Genomic DNA, 17,202 nt, shown 5'->3' with positions numbered 1-17,202 from the left:
CCTCATTCGTCGAATTCAAACGCGCGGCGCTGGTCCTTGGCCATGGCCTTGCGCAGCCAGGGAGGTGGCGTTCCCTTCAGTACGTCCTGAAGCTTTTCAAGCAGCACTAGGATGCTTTCCGGCTTGCTCACCTTGATGGGATGGATCTTGTTGGCTACCACCCGCGCGGCACCAGCACCGCCGATGGCGGCGACGTACAGAATTGCGCATTCCTTGATTGCCTCGATCTTCGGCGCCAACTTATCGTCGTTGCCGTCTTCCTTGAGATCGCCCTCAAACTCAATTGCTTTAAGAAAGACGTGCCCGCCCGGCGTGACATCATAGATTGCGATGTTCTTTGCCCATCCAAAATGGGCATCGACCCGTCTGAGATCTTGCGTAGCGAAGGCGACCTTCATGCAATCGACCTCTCAGCTGTGCCAGGCGAGCTGTGGCCGGCTCGTCGCGGTAGTGCGGCCGGAGCCCGCCAGCTATCGGGCGTTGGCTGATGGTTCTCCTCGCGGTCAGCAATCACGAGATTGGCGATATCGAAGATCATATCGCGCGTACCACGGTAGCCGACGGATAGCTGGTGTCCTGCACCAAGCCGATCGAACATCGGAAAGCCCGCACGATAGAACGGGATTTTCAGCCGAGCCGCCGCTTGCCTGCCATGCGAATGCGTGATCAGCAAGTCGCATTGCTTGGTTCTGGCGAGCTCTTCGAGGTCATCGAGGTCGCCAAGGAGGACCTCCTCGGTCTTGACTCGCTCAATAACGGCCGACTGCGTGGTTGTCACTGCTGCGATCACCTGTGCGCCCATGTCGTGCAGCATACTGGACAGGTCGAACAGGAGGTCTGGCTCGGCGGCAATCGCAACTCTGCGACCACCAATATGGAAGTGCGCGTCCAGCATTGCGTCGGTGAGTTGGCCACGCTGCCGCCGATACTTCACCGGTACGGGCCGGCCGCTGATCTCGCTCAAAAAGGTGATAAATTCGTCGTTTGGATCGAGACCGCAAAGCCGTTCGAACAGGCGAAATGGCACGCCGGCCTTGGCCTGCAGGACCTCCGCCGCGCGTCGCATCTGTGCTCCAATTGCGATCGTCCATTGAGCGCGCCCCATGCTCGCAATTTCGTCGATGTCTATGCCGCCTGTGGTTGTCGGCATAAACTCATCGGGGATATGCCCATCAAGCGAGCCTGCCAGATCAGGCAAAAAGGACGGCCGCAACCCGAAATCCTCCAAGATGGCCCGGAGTTCGTCTAGATCACCGGGGGTGAGGTGGCATCCTGGAAGAACATTCACCTTGGACGGGTCGCGCAGTCCACTCACGCCCGGCCCCTCGACCAGCGCCTCCACAATGCGCACCACAGCCTTCTCCCAGCCGTCCTGGAACGCTCCCTTGAAATCGGGTGTCGAGACATAGACCAGCGGCAATTCCGCAAGTTGCGGGTGCTTGTCGCGGATCAGCTTGAGGTAGGCATCGACATCGTCGCCATTGGTCTCTGTGACTCCGGTCGAGCAGATGCCGACGATCTTTGGCTTGGCTCGGCTGTAGATATTGACTATCGCCTGCTCGAGATTCTCGTAGCCACCGAGCACGGTTGCGACCTCGCTCATAGCGGTGGTTTGCAGCGGCACTGCCTCCTTGAAATGGCGCACGAAGAGCGTGAGCCCGAAGGATGTACAGCCTTGCGAGCCATGCAGAAGCGGCATAGCCCCACGCAATCCCATAAAAGCGAAGGCGCCACCGATCGGCTGGCTCATCTTCAGCGGATTGACCGCACAAGATTTAGTAGACGCTTTGACGAGGGCCATACCAGGTCCCTATTGTGCGGCCTGTGGCAGGGCAAATGGTGAGGCCGCCAAGATTCTTTCGATGCGTCTGTTGCAGCAGCCGCCGACCGCATTGGTGTGCTCTCTGACAGCTTCCACGCTGATCAAGCCATGCGCGGTGATTGCATCCTCGATTGTTCCGAGATCGACCTTGTTGCAGGAGCAGATCTCCTTGGCTCGGCGCGCCGTTTCGCCGAGCGCAGGATCGCAAGCGATCTCGGCCAGCGGCCGTCGCATCTGCACCATCGCCTTCGCCAAGACCTGCCATGGCGCTGGTCGACGCAGCTGCTCCCACATCGGATTAGAGAGCGACTTATCGATCTCCTGCACCAGTTTGACCATTCCAACATAGCCCAGATAGGCATGACAGCGCTCCTGGTTGATATCGATCCAGGGCATCGCCGCCTTCAGTGCGACAAACTGCGATTTGCCGCCCGACAGCATGATGTCCGCTTCCGCCTCCTTCAACATTCTGTACATTTCGCGCGGCGTCATGTCCTCGATCATGTGGGCATCCTGCCCCATCAGCTCCTTGATGCGTTCTTTGTCCTCCTTGGTCGATTTCTTCACACTGGTTCCGACCAATTCGAGGCCGGCTTCCTGCAGTGCCGCAACGACGGACCATGACTTGACGCCGCCGGTAATCAACAAGACCTTTTTACTTTTGAATCGTGGCTTGTACGGTTCGATGGCAGCCCAGGCGCGCGCTTCCTCGCGCGCGATCACCGCATCAGTGCGCCCGAGTAACTCTTTGGGGGCTCCGCGCTCGACCAACAAGCGGGCAATCTGGCGAAGCGAATCACTCGAATCCTGAATACCGTAGAACGCCCCCTCGAAGAATGGGATCCCATAGCGCTCCTTCATCCTGCGTGCGACGTTGATCATAGATTTTGAGCACACCAACATCGCCGCCCGCGCGCGATGAGAAGAAGCGACCTCGCGATACTTTCCGTCGCCAGAGATGCAGGAGAGAATCCGGATTCCGAGCTCGTCCAGCAACGGTTTGACTTGCCAGAGTTCTCCTGAGAGATTGTATTCTCCGATCAGGTTGATGTCGTACGGCGTTGTGTAGTCCGGCTCCTGCGTTCCGATGACGTGTTCGAGCAGGGCCTCGCCGGCGAGCTTGTTACCCAGGTTCTTGGAGCCAACGAACCCGGGGGAATTGATCGGGATCACTGGCTTACCGAACCTTTGAGACGCCGCCTTGCAGACCGCATCGATATCGTCGCCGATCATTGCCGGGATGCAAGTCTGATAGACGAAGATCGCGGGAGGGTCCCACTTATCGATGATTTCTTTAATTGCTCTGCACAGCCGCTGCTCGCCTCCGAATACGATATCGGTTTCGGTCAGATCGGTTGTGAATGCGGTCCGCCACAGGTTCAAGCCAGAAGACGCCGAGCCGCGATTGTCCCAGGAGTTGCCTTCACACGCAATCGGACCGTGCACTAGGTGGGCGACATCGGTAAACGGCTGCAGCGCGATCTTGGCACCGTCGAAGGCACAACCCCCTGCAGCACTGCCCGGCTGCAGTTGCTTGGTACAGCCCTTCCTGCGTTCAGCCTCCGACTTACTGCCATTCTTGGCGCAGCCCGGCTCGTCGAAAATATTCTGGACCCTAGCCGCCAGCGAACTCATCCGTTTTCCTCTCGGCGGAAGCTAATTGAAAAGTTTAATGCGTTTGTGCCATCGCCGGGCCCGGCGATGGCACGTGCACCATTCGTCATCAACGAATGATGTCGAAGCTGTAGTCGGTTTTGCCAAGAAGGTTGGTCTTCTTGTCGATTTCGTCGAAGATCTTGTCGAGGATCTTGACCAGTACATTCAGGCCGCCCTGATAACCCCAAACGGGCGAGCGGTGATGGTGATGCCGATCAAAGACTGGAAAACCAATTCGGATCAGTGGCGTTCCAGTATCGCGCTCAAGGTACTTTCCGTACGTGTTGCCAATCAGAAAATCGACCGGCTCGGTAAACAGGAGCGAACGCATGTGCCAGAGATCCCGGCCAGGGTAGACTTGGCAGCCCTGACCAAACGGCGAGCTTGCAAGCAGCGCGGCCATTTTTGTCTGCCATGCCTTGTTGCCGTTGGTGGAAAGCACATGGGTTGGCTCGGCGCCTAGTTCGAGCAGAAAGGCAGCTACCCCATAGCAAAGATCCGGATCGCCATAGATCGCGAACTTCTTGCCATGGATATGCGCACTCGAATCAGCGATGGCATCGACCAAGCGGCCACGCTCTCGTGCGAGTTGTTCCGGAATGTCTTTGCCTGCGATCCGTGATAACGCCACCAGCAAGTCATCCGTTGCGGATATGCCAATCGGGTAGTTGAAGGATACGACATCCTGTCCATGCTCGGCCACGAATGGCAGCGTCTTCTCCGTACACCATTCCTGCATGGAGATTGTCGCCTTGGCGTGAACGGCGTTGGCTGCATCTTCCAGCGAGGTGCCACCGTCATACATCCGGAACTCGCCATCTGTCGGGGTGTCGAAGACTTCGGAGTTGTCGGCGAGTATGGTGTGCTTGATTCCCATCAACTCCAGAATGCGCTTGATCTCACGAAGGTTTCCGACGGTATAGCCATCGAACCCTCCGATGATGTTGATGGCCTGGTTCGGCCTGCGCTCCAGCTTCGGCGCTGTTCCAGCTTTGCCGTCCCAAAAATGCTCCAAGATGCCCTTGAGCGCGTTGTCGTAGCCGGTGACGTGGCTGCCGACAAAGGCCGGCGTGTGAGCGAATGGCACGTCGAACTCCGCCGGAACCGAGCCCTTCTCCTTGGACGTCTTGATGAAGGCGTTCAGGTCATCGCCAATCACCTCAGCCATGCAGGTCGTGGAGACCGCAATCATCTTAGGTTTGTACATGTTGTAGCTGTTGGCGAGCCCGTCGATCATGTTGTTCAGGCCACCGAATACAGCAGCGTCCTCCGTCATGGACGAAGAGACGCAGGAGCTCGGCTCCTTGAAGTGTCGCGACAGATGGCTGCGATAATAGGCCACGCAGCCTTGCGAGCCGTGGACGAAGGGCAGCGTGCCTTCAAAGCCGACGGAGGCGAATACGGCGCCAAGCGGCTGGCATGCCTTGGCCGGGTTTATCGTTAGCGCCTCCCGCGCAAAATTCTTCTCGCGGTACTCCGGTGTTTTCGTCCATTCCTTGATACGCTCGACTTCTGCGGGCTCGCGGGGATCCTCGAACATCTTCTTCTTGTCCAGCATCTGCTGGTATTCTGGACCGCGGAACAGTTCGAGATGGTCGAGCACGTGCTCGGCACTTTGCGCCATTATTCAGATCCTTTTGCTATCGAAATTGATCGCCTACTCTCGGCTGAGAGCGTGACTTGCTGCCCTATTCTGCAGCCAAGAGCTTGGCCCTCGGCGTTTCCTTCCAGGGCGCCTTCGTCTTTTTCCAAACAGGCGAGTTGACGGCCATGTCCATGTCGCGCGCGAAGATCGCAAAGCCGTCATAGCCGTGATACGGACCCGAATAGTCCCAGGAATGCATCTGCCGGAACGGCACCCCCATCTTCTGGAACACATATTTTTCCTTGATGCCCGAGCCGATGAGGTCAGGCTGCAGCTTTTCGACGAAGCGCTCGAACTCGTAGCCATTGACGTCGTCATAGATCAGCGTGCTGTCCTTTACGTAGTTCTGGGCCGTGCGCTGATAATCGTCGTTGTGGCCAAACTCGTATCCGGTGCCCACGACTTCCATCCCGAGGTCTTCGTAAGCGCCAATCACATGACGCGGGCGAAGGCCGCCGACATACAGCATGACCGTTCGACCCTCCAGGCGCGGGCGATACTTCGCAACCACCGCGTTCACCAGCGGCTGGTACTTTTCAATCACCCGCTCAGCCCCTTCCTTGATCTTGTCGTCGAAATAAGCGGCTATCTTTCGCAGCGATTCTGCGATCTTTGAAGGTCCAAAGAAGTTGTATTCGCACCAGGGGATACCAAATTTCTCTTCCATGTGGCGGGAGATGTAGTTCATGGAACGGTAGCAATGCAGAAGGTTAAGCTTGGCTTTCGGAGTAGCCTCGAGCTCAGCGAGTGAACCGTCCCCGGACCACTGGGCAATCACCCGCAGACCCATTTCCTCCAGCAGAATTCGCGATGACCAAGCATCGCCGCCGATATTGTAGTCGCCGATGATCGCAACATCGTAAGGCGTGGGCTCGAACTTTGGTGCGCCGTCGGGCGCGAGCTTGTCGAAGATCCAGTCACGCACCGCGTCGTTGGCAATGTGGTGACCTAGTGACTGCGACACGCCACGAAAACCCTCGCAGCGGACCGGCACGATGGTCTTACCTCCATACTCCTTGGATTTCGCTCTTGAGACAGCCTCGATATCGTCACCGATCAGCCCGATCGGGCATTCCGATTGGATGGTGATGCCGTTGTTGAGGGGAAACAGCTCCTGGATTTCGTCAAGAACTTTGACCAGTTTCTTGTCACCACCGAATACGATGTCCTTTTCCTGGAAGTCGGAGGTGAATTGCAGGGTCACGAAGCTATCGATCCCCGTCGTGCCAACGTAGTAGTTGCGCCGCGATCCCCACGAATATTGACCACAGCCAACAGGACCGTGGCTGATGTGGACCATGTCCTTGATCGGTCCCCAAACCACGCCCTTGGATCCCGCATAGGCGCAGCCTCGGATCGTCATCACGCCGGGTATGGATTTGATGTTGGACTTCACCCCGCAGTCGGACTTGCCGGCCTGGTGAACGTTGAGGTGCTTGGCGCGTCTTTTCGCGGTTTTCTCCGGATAGACTTTCAGTACCTCCTCGATCAGCTGTTTGTTGCGAGCCCTGATATCTGCGATACTCTGGGTCGTGGCGAGACTCATCTGATGTCCTCAAGGTTAGCTGTTGCAAGAGCGGCTTCTGACCAGGACTTTTTGCAACCAGCATGCCAGCGCCTCGCGAACACAAAACCCGTAACGATTAACGGCAGTTAGCGCGTCTCGCGCGGGTGCAACGCCGTTGTTGCGAACGCGACATCGCGCTTTGCTCGCAGACTTCTTGGTTTGACCTGTTCGGAATGGAACAAGGGCGCGTTATGGTCGAAATGGCCGCCCGCCAATTATCAGCGCGTGTTTTCGTTCCAGATGTGAACCCATAAATCTGGCGAGCGGAGGGCTTGCCAGAATCCGCTATGGCCCGATAGCGACCAAATTCCGCAGCGCGACGAAATAGCGCAAAGGGTCAGAGCGGACGTCAGCTCCAGCTCACGCTCCTCTATAAATTTGGCGCAATCTCAGACCTGATCCATTCCACGAAGGTCTGCAAAGCGCGGCGCTGACGGCCAGCGCGCGGGAACACTAGATGATGACCAACGTAGCGGATGTCGGTGGAGCGGCCAGCCAGGGGCGCTATCAGACGCCCCGATGCTATCTCACTTTCAGCCAAGCGAGTTGATTCCAACGTCACGCCAACCCCGCCGCAAGCCATGGCTATTGCGAGGAAGCTGCGGTCGAATCGCATCCCATGGATTGCCGGAGGTTCGAGCCCGTTCGCGGCGAACCATTGATACCATTGAATCTGCTTCACATCCGAGCGAATGAGAACTTGGCTCAACAAATCCTTTGGCTGGCGGATTCTCTTCGCGATCTGAGGAGCACATAGAGGGGTGACAGTTTCCTCACCAAGCGAGATCACTTCGAGCCCCTCACCGCGAGGTAAACCGTAGACGATGTCCAGATCGAAATCGTCGTTCGTGAAGCGGGCGTACTCCGTATTGGCGGCGAGCCGAACCTCCAGTTTCGGTTCGGCCGCGAGAAATTTGGTCAGGCGCGGGGCCAGCCATTGCGCTGCGAAACTTGGCGCACAATGCACCCTCAGGAGCTGCGGCCCGCGGCCTGCGACTTCTTCGATCCCGCGCCGCAAATTGTCGAAGGCCGCACCGGCGTGGCGCATCAGGTTCTCGCCAGCGGGCGTTAGACGGACGGAACGAGCACTCCGCTCGAACAGAACGGTGCTCATGGTGCTTTCCAGCTTGCGGATCGCGTGGCTGACGGCGCTCGGCGTCAAATGCAACTCGTCGGCCGCGTCGCTGAAGGAGCCAGTGCGCGCAGCCGCTTCGAAGGCCCGGATGGCGGAGATCGGGATGCTCGACAGCAGCATACCCATAAGTGAACCAGATTCACACATCCAAGACAACTGCGCGTTTGTCCCGGCCGGCCCATCGGCTCTAGCAATGGGCCAAGAGGACCGGCTGCCTACCGCGGCGTCCAAAACGACAGGGACAGGGAGGATTCGAATGCTGCTTCGCGGCAAAACGGCGATCATCACAGGGGCGGCCTCGCCTCGCGGGATCGGCCTTGCAACCGCCAGGCGATTTGCCGAAGAGGGCGCGCGGGTCGCCATCCTCGACATCGATGGGACCGCTGCGCAAGCCGCCGCGCAGGGCATCGGGGACGCTCATATCGGTATTGCTTGCGACGTCGCCGACCAGGCTTCGTGTCAGAGGGCGGTCGAAGCTGTCGCTGATGCTTTCGGCCAAATCGATATCTTGATCAACAATGCCGGCATCACACAGCCGGTCAAATTCCTCGACATCACGCCGGCCGACTGGGACCGGATCCAGGACGTCAACCTGAAAGGCATTCTGTTCCTGTCCCAAGCAGTGATCCCGCATATGCGGAAGCAAAAATCGGGATCGATTGCATGCATGTCGTCGGTATCGGCCCAGCGCGGCGGCGGCATTTTCGGTGGTCCGCACTACTCGGCGGCGAAGGCGGGCGTCCTTGGGCTTGCCAAGGCGATGGCTCGGGAATTTGGCGCCGATGGTATCCGCGTCAACTGCGTCACGCCGGGATTGATAGGAACCGACATCACATCCGGCAAGCTCGACGACGAGATGAAGGCGAAAATCCTGGAAGGCATTCCGCTCGGACGGCTCGGGGAGGCCAAGGACGTTGCCGGCATCTACACCTTTCTTGCATCGGACCTCTCGGCATACGTCACCGGCTCCGTGATCGACGTCAACGGCGGGATGCTCATTCACTAAGAGCAGCGATGGAGAGAGAGATGTCCACGAGTTCACTTGTTAACGCGCCTAGCCTTTCGCAACGTGCGCGCAACATTCGCCGCAACGCCCTGCGCATGGGCGAAGTTCAAGGCCAAGGCTATATCGCGCAGGCGCTCGATATTTCCGACGTGTTGGCGGTCGCATATTTTCACGCGATGCGCTACCGGCCCGAGGAGCCCACCTGGGAAGATCGCGATCGTTTCCTCCTTTCCAATGGTCACTACGCGATCGCCCTTTATGCCGCATTGATCGAGGCCGGCATTATCCCGGAAGTCGAACTCGAGACGTATGGCTTCGACGAAAGCCGCCTGCCGATGTCAGGCATGGCGTCCTACACGCCCGGTATGGAAATGTCCGGCGGGTCCCTGGGGCTCGGACTGAGCATCGCGGTCGGCATGGGCCTCGGGTTGAAGCGCAAGGGCTCCAAGAGCCACGTCTTCACGCTGTTCTCGGACGGAGAACTCGACGAGGGTTCAAAGTGGGAAGCAATGATGTCGGCTGCACACCACAAGCTCGACAATTTGATCGCGATAATTGACGTCAACAACCAGCAGGCCGACGGCCCTTCGAAACAGATGATGGGGTTCGAGCCGTTGGTCGACAAGCTCGAGGCCTTCGGCTGGTTCGTACGTCGAGCCGACGGCAATGACCTGGACGCCGTCGTGGCAGCGTTCGACGCAACGATTTCGCACCCCGAGCCGCAACCGAGGATCATCATCGCCGACACTCTCATGGGCAAGGGAGTTTCGTTCCTCGAACAGCGAGAAAAGAATCACTTCATTCGGGTCGAAGCGCACGAATGGAAATTGGCGCTGGCAGAACTTGATGTGGGAGACGGGTCATGAAGTCGGTTACCTCAGCTACGCCCGGAAAACCGCGGCTCACCACCTCCGCGATGATCGCGTCGATCGCCGCCGAGGGACAAAAGACGAAACCAGCGCCGTTTGGTCACGCACTTGTCGAATTGGCCAGGAGCCGCCCAGAGGTCGTTGGCCTCACCGCCGATCTGGGCAAGTACACGGACCTGCACATTTTCGCAAAGCAGTTTCCAGACCGCTACTATCAAATGGGTATGGCAGAGCAGCTCCTCTACGGTGCGGCTTCGGGAATGGCGGCTGAAGGATTCATGCCCTTTGCTACGACTTATGCGGTGTTCGCCTCGCGGCGCGCCTACGATTTCATCCACCAGACGATTGCAGAGGAGGACCGCAACGTAAAGATCGTCTGCGCCTTGCCAGGTCTCACTTCCGGCTACGGCCCAAGCCACCAGGCGGCGGAAGATCTCGCGTTGTTCCGCGCAATGCCGAACATGACCGTGATCGATCCCTGCGACGCTCATGAGATCGAGCAGATCGTTCCGGCCATCGCAGCGCATCACGGGCCCGTATATATGCGGCTCTTGCGTGGTCAGGTGCCCCTCGTCCTGGACGAGTACAATTATCAATTCAGGCTCGGGAAGGCATCCTTGATTCGGGGCGGTCGGGATGTCCTGATCATCTCCTCTGGAATCATGACCATGCGAGCGCTGGAAGCCGCAAAGAGGCTCGCCGGTGATAACGTGGACGTAGCCGTGCTGCATGTACCGACAATCAAGCCGCTCGACCACGGAGCCATACTGCACGAAGCAGCGAAACCCGGCCGTCTCGTCGTGGTCGCCGAGAACCATACCATCATCGGCGGGCTCGGAGAGGCGATTGCAGCGCTGTTGATGCGCTCCGGCGTCCATCCAGCCTTCCGCCAGATCGCGTTGCCCGATGAGTTCCTTGCCGCTGGGGCGCTTCCCACGCTGCACGATCGCTACGGCATTTCGACTGCCGAAGTTGCAAGGCAGATCAAGGGGTGGCTGCGCTAAACGCGCAGCCTCGATTCGTCAACTTCGACTGAGGGAACAATCGCCTACGCGGCGCCGCCGCGGAGAACGATGGCCGCTGCCTGACGGCCGGCGCCCGAGAACCGGCCGGAGCTGCAGAAGCGTGCCGCTGCCGATCAACATACAGATACTCAACAAGGAGGAAGCAATGCCCCAACGAAAATTGACTGCCATCACCCGCCGCCATTTGCTCCTTGCCGGCGCGGCCGTCCCGTTGTGCACCGTCCTCAGCCGTCCGGCCGCCGCCGCAGAGTTCACTTACAAGCTCGCGACCGGGCAGGACCCCGCGCATCCGGTGAATGCTCGGGCCAAGGAGGCCGCCGATCGCATCAAAGAAGCGACTGGCGGGCGCCTGGAAATCAATCTCTTTCCCGCCAACCAGCTTGGCTCGGATACGGATCTGCTGACGCAGGTCCGCAACGGTAGCGTCGAGTTTTTCAACCTCTCCTCTCTGATCCTCGCTACCCTTGTACCCGCCGCTGGCGTCGTGAATCTCGGCTTCCTCTTCCCCAACTACGATGCCGTCTGGAAGGCCATGGACGGTGAACTCGGCGCTTACATCCGTGCGCAGATCGCCAAGACGCCCATCATGGCGGTGTCCAAGCCTTGGGACAACGGCTTCCGCCACATCACGTCGTCGGGCCGTGAAATCAAGACACCGGATGACCTCAAGGGCTTCAAGCTCAGGGTACCTGCCGCACCCAATCTGACGTCGCTGTTTCTTGCGCTCGGGGCCGGACCAGCGCCGATCAACTTCAACGAGGTCTATTCCGCGCTCCAGACCAAGGTCGTGGACGGTCAGGAAAATCCCCTTCCGATCATAGCAACGGCGCGCCTGTATGAGGTGCAGAAGACCTGCAGCCTGACGGGGCACGTCTGGGACAATTACTGGATCCTCGGCAACAAGCGCGCGTTCCAGAAGCTTCCGCAGGACGTGCAAGAGATCGTGACGCGCGAACTCGATCGTTCGGCCGACGACGAACGAGCCGACATCGCAAAGCTCAGTGAGTCCCTCCGCACCGATTTGACCGCCAAGGGGATGCAATTCCTCGACGTCGACCGATCCGCCTTCCGGCAGGCGCTGGCAAAGACGAGCTTCTATGCCGACTGGAAATCCAAATTCGGCACAGAGGCCTGGGTTCAACTTGAAAAAGCCGCGGGCAAGTTGGGGTGAGCCATGGAACATGCGCACATGGACGGGGCGACACTTGCACTTCCTGAGCCTGCCTCCGGATGGCGCAAGGCTGTTGTGAACCTGAACAGGGCACTGAAGCCCGTCGTCGCCATTCCTGCCGCACTGCTGGTCGTTGCAGAGGTGATAGTCCTTTCCGTCGGCATCGTCTCTCGCTACGTGCTCCATACCCCGATTGTCTGGTCGGACGAACTCGCCGGCATCCTGTTTCTGTGGCTGGCGATGCTGGGATCGGTCGTTGCCTTCCAGCGGGCCGAGCATATGCGGATGACGGCTATCGTTGGCATGCTTCGCCCGGAAGCCAGGTTGTTCCTTGACGTTTTTGCGACGGCTGCCTCGTTGGCGTTTATGCTTCTGGTGGTTAGCCCCGCCTACGAGTTTGCGGCCGACGAAGTCTTCGTCACAACTCCGGCTCTGGGAATAGTCAACACTTGGCGCGCCGCCGCCCTGCCGGTCGGCATCGGCTTGATGCTGGTCGTTGCCGCTCTGAAGCTGGCAGCCACCGCCAATGTGAAACATCTCGCGGCTGCAATCGCTGCGGTGGGAACGCTGATCGGAGTTCTCGCGCTGCTTGCACCAATCCTTAAACCGCTCGGCAATCTGAATCTACTGATCTTCTTCGTGTTTATCGTTGGCGCCATGGTTTTCGCAGCGGTGCCGATCGCCTTCGCGTTCGGCCTGGCCACCATCGGCTACATAATGTCGGCGACCAGCACCCCCGACGTGGTCGTTATCGGTCGCATGGACGAAGGCATGAGCCATCTCATCCTGCTTGCGGTACCGATGTTCGTGTTCCTGGGCTTGTTGATCGAAATGACCGGCATGGCCCGCGCCATGGTCGGTTTCCTGGCCAGCCTGCTCGGCCACGTTCGGGGCGGCCTGCAATATGTGCTAGTCGGTGCGATGTATCTGGTCTCGGGTATTTCGGGGTCCAAGGCGGCCGATATGGCAGCAATAGCGCCTGTGCTCTTCCCCGAAATGACCAAACGCGGCGCGAAGCGTGGTGACCTCGTCGCACTCCTGGCGGCGACAGGCGCTCAGACCGAGACGATCCCTCCATCATTGGTGTTGATCACAATCGGATCGGTGACGGGCGTGTCGATCGCGGCCCTGTTCACCGGCGGGTTATTGCCGGCGGTCGTGCTGGCGGTCGGACTGTGCGCGGTGGTGTGGTGGCGGTACCGTGGAGAGGATTTGTCGCACGTTCAGCGGGCGACCAGGCGTGAAATCGGCCGTTCCTTTCTGATCGCAATTCCCGCCATTGCCCTTCCATTTGTGATCCGCGCTGCAGTGGTCGAGGGGGTCGCAACGGCCACCGAGGTCTCGACGATAGGCATCGTCTATTCCGTATTGGCGGGGCTTTTTATCTATCGGCGGTTCGACTGGCGTCGCCTCTATCCGATCTTGGTTGAGACCGCGGCTCTTTCCGGCGCGATCCTCTTCATCATTGGTGCGGCGACCGGGATGGCCTGGGCTTTGACCCAATCGGGCTTCTCGGCATCACTTGCGAACTTCATGACCTCCTTGCCGGGTGGTGCGCCGATATTTCTGATCGTCACGATCCTTGCGTTCGTCGTCCTGGGAAGCGTGCTCGAAGGCATCCCTGCCATCGTGCTCTTCGGGCCGCTGCTTTTCCCCATTGCCCGCCAGGTGGGGGTGCATGAGGTCCAGTATGCCATGGTCGTCGTTTTGGCGATGGGGATTGGACTTTTCGCGCCGCCATTCGGCGTCGGCTACTATGCGGCGTGCGCCATCAGTCGGATTCATCCCGACGAAGGCATGGGTCCGATCCTGGCGTACATGCTGGCCCTACTCCTCGGCACGGTCATAGTGGCTGCTGTGCCGTGGATTTCCATAGGTTTCCTTTAAATCTGCGAAACGTCTCAGTTGCGGAGCACCTTCTCTCCTTTCACCGCGGTCGGACAGACGCAAGAGTGAGCTTGTGGCGAGCTAGACAGGTTGTTCGCACAGTTCTTTGCCCCTCGTGGAGGCAACAATCCGCCTTTCTCTAGGCGCGGAACGACGCAGGGCGTTCAGGGCCATAAGCGATCATGGATCGCGCATCGACCAGATCGCCATGCGAGTTTTCGAAAAGGCCTGACGTGAATGCGGGTCGCCCTTGCTCGAAGCTCCGATTACTTTCACGACAGCGCGACTAGCCTCTCGAAGGCCGATCTTACGTCATGTCCATTTCGGTCATGGACGACCGGATCGAGCCACTAGTAAGCAGGGCCAAGTCCGCTATGCCGCCGAAAGCCGGCGTATTTCAGAGTGTTAGCGGCTCGGGTTGCCGGTTGATGGCGCGGCCCGGAACATGATTCAAGCTCCGAAACCGGAGGCTCAAAATCATGCACTACGAACAGCGATTACGAATGGGCGCCATCAAACCGCTGCTGCCGAACAAGCCGCGCGACGTTCAGCGCATAAATGACCGTCGTCGTGCTCAATCGCATCTTTTGGGTCCTGCATCTGGTGCGCTATGGCGCGACCTGCCGTTAGAACTACGGCCCCCGCGGATCGACGAACGCGGACGCAAAGAAGAAACGGCTGCAAGGTGCCTTGGCCGAACAGTCTTTGCCAATCGAACTTTGCTTGCCGAGACCTCAGATGTTCACCTTCTGCGATAATGATGATCGCTCAGGAGCACGACGTCATTCAACTTCGCAGCTCAATGCAGGCTCCCTCTCACCTCAGCGCAACTCGCTCGCCGATCATGCGAGTAGCTGGCGTGCCTTGATAAGCGCGCGCACGAGCACATCAATTTCTTCACGGGTGTTGTAAAGTCCAAGGGACGCACGGCATGTTGCCAGTGAGCCGAAGCGCTTGAGTAGCGGCATCGCGCAGTGCGCGCCCGCCCGCACCGCTACACCGGCGCGATCAACGACGGTGGCAATATCGTGCGCATGCGCACCTTTCACATCGAACGAGATGATCGGCCCCTTCTCGGCCGGCGCCCCGATCATGCGCACGCGGTTGATGTCACCGAGCTTCTCCCGCGTGTAAGCGAGCAGTGCGCTCTCGTGCTTGCGGATCTGCGCCTTGCCTATTGAATTGATGTAATCCACGGCCGCGCCCAACCCGATCGCTTCGACGATCGGGGGCGTACCCGCTTCGAACCGGTGCGGCGGATCACCATAAATGACGCCGGAACGTGAGACCTCGCGGATCATCTCGCCGCCACCATTGAAGGGCGTCATCGATGCCAGATGCTCAGATTTTCCGTAAAGCACGCCGATTCCGGTCGGACCATAGAGTTTGTGGCCGGTCATGACGTAGAAATCGCAATCAATGTCGCAAACGTCAACGCTCAGATGGACGCATCCCTGCGAGCCGTCGACCAACACTGGGATACCACGAGCATGTGCGACTCTGATCAGGTCTTTTACCGGCAAAACCGTGCCGAGCACGTTCGACATCTGTGTGATTGCAACCATCTTGGTGCGGGAGGTCAGCAGTCGTTCAAATTCATCGAGCAAGAAGTTACCGTCATCATCTACTGGTGCCCATTTGATCACTGCACCGAGCCGCTCCCTAAGAAAATGCCATGGCACAATGTTGGAGTGGTGCTCCAAAATTGACAGAACGATCTCATCACCCGTGCTGATGCGCTCTCGACCGAAAGTCAGTGCGACAAGATTGATCGCCTCGGTGGCGCTGCGGGTAAAGACGATCTCTTCGTTCAAATGCGCGTTCACAAACCGCGCTACCTTGGTACGGGCCCCCTCATACGCCTCGGTCGCTGCATTGGCGAGATAGTGCAAGCCACGATGAACGTTGGCATATTCGCTGGAGTACACCTGCGTCATGCGGTCAAGCACCGCATTTGGCTTTTGCGCGGACGCAGCGTTATCGAGGTAGACAAGCGGCTTGCCGTACACGGTCATGGCCAGTGCCGGAAAGTCATTACGCAAACGGTCGACCTCGTAATGACCATTGCTGACCGCGGGATGTTCGCTCATTGCCGTTCCTGCAGCCAGTGTTCAGCCTGCGCGGTCACAAAATCGCGCAGGTTATCGGCGGAGATCTCCTCAATCGACTCTCCAATGAACGCTTTAATGAGCAACATCTGCGCATCCTTCTCGGACAGCCCCCGCGCGCGCAGATAGAATACGAGATTGCCATCCAACGCTCCTGAGGTCGCTCCGTGGCCGCAGGTCACGTCGTCGGCCGAGATTTCAAGTTCCGGCTTATTGTCCGCCTCGGCCTGGTCGGTTAAGAGCAGCGCTCGCGTCGACAGGCTGGCGTCGGTCTTCTGGGCGACGGGACGAACGACGATTCTGCCCTGAAACACCGAGCGGCCGCGATCATCAACGACCGCGCGGAATTTCTGCCGACTGGTGCAATGCGGCACGGCGTGGTCGACCACGATTGTTGTGTCGGCGTGCATTTTATCTTTGATCAGATTAACCCCGTTCGCAGAGAGCTTGGATCCCTCGCCACCCAGCGTCACGAATCCCTGATAGCGATTGATGGAGCCGCTGCACGTCATGCTGAAGAGATCGAGCTTAGCTTTCGTGCCGACCGCGATGATAGCCGACGAGATGTTCACCGCATCAGCGGCGTCAGCCGCGACGCGGATATGCGAAAGGCTCGCCTCGTCCCCAGCCAGGGCGATTAAGACATCGTTGGCCTGATAGCCGCTCGCGCCTTCGGCCGAGATGAAACTTTGCACCACGGTAGCATGCGCCCCTTTATCCAGCTGCAGATATGAGCGTGTAAAAGCGGACACCGACGATCCCGTTGCGACCTGAACGATTTGAATAGGGCGTCCAATCGTGTTGCCTTCGCCAATCGAAATCACCAGACCATCTGAGGCCATTGCCGCATTGAGCGAGATCACCGCATCGTCCGTCGTCGAAAGCACCAGACCGGCCATTGCGCCAGTGGCCGAATTCTCCAACAGCTCTCGCAGTGACTGCACATGAAGCTCATTTTGCAGCTCGCCGAGATCCGATAGCTCGGGCGAGAATATGCCGTCCACCAAGACCAATTTGACCGCCTGATCGACAGCCACTCGTCTGGCCGCCCCCTTTGCGCGCGCCAACGCCGCCGCATCCGGTCGCGGAGCGAGTGGCAATACCTCGCCGATCAGGGCGCGCAGATCCGTGTATCTCCAGGCCTCCATGCGCCGATGCGGCAGGCCGGCGCGCTCATACGCTTCGAATGCCCTCGCACGGATATGGGGAACAAGGCCCGCGCCAGGCAGCCGTCCGAGCGCAGCTGCGAGAAAATTGCTCGTTGCGCACCCGGCATCGGCCTTAGCCAATACTTGCTTCATGGGGAAATCC

At 58.9% G+C, this 17,202-nt stretch carries 13 protein-coding genes and 1 pseudogene; 6 read left to right on the top strand and 8 right to left on the bottom strand.

The window, feature by feature from the left end; genetic code table 11:
- Positions 1-2: 2 nt before the first annotated feature.
- From nifX to ACVIW0_RS06460, 6 genes are all read right to left on the bottom strand, one after another.
- Complete coding sequence (gene nifX, locus ACVIW0_RS06485) at positions 3-398, bottom strand: nitrogen fixation protein NifX (protein ID WP_461351575.1); 396 nt, start codon at positions 396-398, stop codon at positions 3-5.
- Positions 395-1,801: a nitrogenase iron-molybdenum cofactor biosynthesis protein NifN gene (gene nifN / locus ACVIW0_RS06480; RefSeq protein WP_461351574.1), complete on the bottom strand. Its 1,407-nt coding sequence runs from the start codon at positions 1,799-1,801 to the stop codon at positions 395-397. Before nifN ends, nifX begins: the two co-directional genes overlap by 4 nt.
- A gap of 9 nt (positions 1,802-1,810) precedes the next feature.
- Complete coding sequence (gene nifE / locus ACVIW0_RS06475) at positions 1,811-3,457, bottom strand: nitrogenase iron-molybdenum cofactor biosynthesis protein NifE (RefSeq protein WP_461351573.1); 1,647 nt, start codon at positions 3,455-3,457, stop codon at positions 1,811-1,813.
- Positions 3,458-3,545: 88 nt separating this feature from the next.
- On the bottom strand, positions 3,546-5,102 hold the full coding sequence (nifK, locus tag ACVIW0_RS06470; RefSeq protein WP_461351572.1) for a nitrogenase molybdenum-iron protein subunit beta: 1,557 nt from the start codon (positions 5,100-5,102) through the stop codon (positions 3,546-3,548).
- Positions 5,103-5,166: 64 nt separating this feature from the next.
- Positions 5,167-6,669 carry a nitrogenase molybdenum-iron protein alpha chain gene (gene nifD, locus ACVIW0_RS06465; RefSeq protein ID WP_461351571.1) on the bottom strand — a complete coding sequence of 501 codons (1,503 nt, stop codon included), beginning with the start codon at positions 6,667-6,669 and terminating at the stop codon, positions 5,167-5,169.
- A gap of 391 nt (positions 6,670-7,060) precedes the next feature.
- A complete protein-coding gene (locus tag ACVIW0_RS06460) occupies positions 7,061-7,942 on the bottom strand; it encodes a LysR substrate-binding domain-containing protein (protein ID WP_461357260.1) in 882 nt (293 codons plus the stop codon).
- 139 nt (positions 7,943-8,081) lie between these two features.
- On the opposite strand from ACVIW0_RS06460, the gene ACVIW0_RS06455 reads away from it, so the two are divergent.
- From ACVIW0_RS06455 to ACVIW0_RS06430, 6 genes and pseudogenes are all read left to right on the top strand, one after another.
- Complete coding sequence (locus ACVIW0_RS06455; RefSeq protein WP_461357259.1) at positions 8,082-8,831, top strand: SDR family NAD(P)-dependent oxidoreductase; 750 nt, start codon at positions 8,082-8,084, stop codon at positions 8,829-8,831.
- Positions 8,832-8,851: 20 nt separating this feature from the next.
- A complete protein-coding gene (locus tag ACVIW0_RS06450; protein ID WP_461351570.1) occupies positions 8,852-9,697 on the top strand; it encodes a transketolase in 846 nt (281 codons plus the stop codon).
- Entirely contained in the window at positions 9,694-10,704 is a 1,011-nt protein-coding gene (locus ACVIW0_RS06445) for a transketolase family protein (RefSeq protein ID WP_461351569.1), read from the top strand. The genes ACVIW0_RS06450 and ACVIW0_RS06445 overlap by 4 nt, the downstream gene beginning before the upstream one ends.
- A 166-nt stretch (positions 10,705-10,870) precedes the next feature.
- Positions 10,871-11,896, top strand: a complete 1,026-nt coding sequence (locus ACVIW0_RS06440; protein ID WP_461357258.1) for a TRAP transporter substrate-binding protein — start codon at positions 10,871-10,873, stop codon at positions 11,894-11,896.
- 3 nt (positions 11,897-11,899) lie between these two features.
- On the top strand, positions 11,900-13,783 hold the full coding sequence (locus tag ACVIW0_RS06435) for a TRAP transporter large permease (protein WP_461351568.1): 1,884 nt from the start codon (positions 11,900-11,902) through the stop codon (positions 13,781-13,783).
- 492 nt (positions 13,784-14,275) lie between these two features.
- Positions 14,276-14,424: pseudogene (locus ACVIW0_RS06430) on the top strand (transposase); the annotation flags it as partial.
- Between the two features lie 201 nt (positions 14,425-14,625).
- Here ACVIW0_RS06430 and ACVIW0_RS06425 read toward each other — a convergent pair.
- Together ACVIW0_RS06425 and sufD are read right to left on the bottom strand one after the other, a co-directional pair.
- The gene (locus ACVIW0_RS06425; protein ID WP_461351567.1) at positions 14,626-15,873 is read right to left on the bottom strand and encodes a cysteine desulfurase; all 1,248 of its coding nucleotides are present in this window, start codon (positions 15,871-15,873) and stop codon (positions 14,626-14,628) included.
- Positions 15,870-17,192, bottom strand: a complete 1,323-nt coding sequence (gene sufD, locus ACVIW0_RS06420; RefSeq protein ID WP_461351566.1) for a Fe-S cluster assembly protein SufD — start codon at positions 17,190-17,192, stop codon at positions 15,870-15,872. The genes ACVIW0_RS06425 and sufD overlap by 4 nt, the downstream gene beginning before the upstream one ends.
- Positions 17,193-17,202: the final 10 nt, after the last annotated feature.

This window comes from Bradyrhizobium sp. USDA 4454 (assembly GCF_054822705.1).
This window is presented reverse-complemented; position numbering and strand designations above follow the sequence as displayed.